Genomic DNA, 1,262 nt, shown 5'->3' on the forward strand with positions numbered 1-1,262 from the left:
CAGACAATCAATGTGGAAAGCGGGCTGAATGATGGCCTTGTGTTGCCATTCGTTCTGCTGGGGGCAATCCTCGCGTCGTCGGTTGGCGGCGCGCAGACCGACGGTTTGGCGCTGGAAGCAATCACCGAAATTGTGCTCGGTCCGCTTGTCGGTATTGCCGTCGGTTGGGCGGCCGCCAAGGCGATGGACTGGGCGCAAAACCGCGACTTGATGCAAGAGGCGGCGGGGGCGGTGGTGTTTCTCGTGACCGCCTTCGCCGCTTACGGGCTTGCCGTTGGCATCCATGGAAACGGGTTCATCGCGGCCTTCGTCGCAGGAATTGTCTTTGGCAACACCTACCGCCATGACATCCACTTTATCAGTGAGTTCATGGAGGGGGCTGGCCAGCTATTGACGATGGCGGCGTTTCTGGTGTTCGGTGCGTTTCTGCTGCCCGACGGATTGGTGCATGCAGGGCCAAATACGATCATTCTTGCGCTGGTCTTCCTTACGGTCGTCCGTGTCCTACCGATCTTCGTTTCCCTGACAGGAAGCGGGCTACCCGCGCGTGAGAAGCTCTTCCTTGGTTGGTTCGGGCCACGCGGTCTGGCCTCGATCCTCTTCACACTGCTGATGATGGATCAGTTCGACTTCCCGAATGAAGAGGAACTGCTGGCCTGTGTCTCGCTGACTGTTGGCCTCTCGATCCTGCTGCACGGCCTCAGTTCAACTCCCTTGGCCACGCGCATCGGGCGCATGAAATCTTGAACCAGAAAAGGAGACCAAAATGGCAATGCACGTAGAGGTTTTTCGCCACCGGGTTGATCCCGACTTTCAAGGCGAGTTTGACGAGCTTTACGCCCGCATGGTGACCGTGGTGAAGGGGCTAAAGGGGTATATGAGCCACAAGGTCTTTACCGCAGAGGACGGCGAAAAGGTGCTTATCGGTTACTTCGAAGATTTCGAGGCGATCGAGGAATGGGACGTCCACCCCGAGCACAAATACGCCAAAGACCGCGGCAAGAACGGCGTCTTTTTGGAGTATGATGTGGTGGTTGCCGAAGTGGTGGAACATCACGCGATGAACTTTTCGGATAACAATTAAAATAGATTTGAGGAACGGCAGTTCGTACCGGCGGCTCGAAACCCAAAAACCCGTGCCGCCGCATTAACGTTTAACTCGGAGTAGGAAAAACTATGGAAAATCGTTGGCTTTGGATCGCCTTTGGCGTGATCTCTATCATTGGTGGCATATTTGCCTTGCTTAACCCTTTCGCAGCAAC

At 55.6% G+C, this 1,262-nt stretch carries 3 protein-coding genes; 2 read left to right on the forward strand and 1 reads right to left on the reverse strand.

Annotated elements, in window-relative coordinates; genetic code table 11:
* Both HBA93_RS17750 and HBA93_RS17755 read left to right on the forward strand, forming a co-directional pair.
* A partial coding sequence (locus HBA93_RS17750) for a cation:proton antiporter domain-containing protein (protein WP_221724172.1) occupies window positions 1-747 on the forward strand: 747 nt, incomplete at its 5' end.
* A 19-nt stretch (window positions 748-766) separates the two neighbouring features.
* Complete coding sequence (locus tag HBA93_RS17755; RefSeq protein ID WP_219436584.1) at window positions 767-1,084, forward strand: antibiotic biosynthesis monooxygenase family protein; 318 nt, start codon at window positions 767-769, stop codon at window positions 1,082-1,084.
* Here the strand turns inward: HBA93_RS17755 and HBA93_RS17760 are convergent.
* On the reverse strand, window positions 1,081-1,262 hold a 182-nt coding region (locus tag HBA93_RS17760; RefSeq protein ID WP_221724173.1), incomplete at its 5' end, for a hypothetical protein. The genes HBA93_RS17755 and HBA93_RS17760 overlap by 4 nt on opposite strands.

The organism is Ochrobactrum sp. SFR4, from assembly GCF_019730395.1.
Lineage (GTDB): Bacteria > Pseudomonadota > Alphaproteobacteria > Rhizobiales > Rhizobiaceae > Pseudochrobactrum.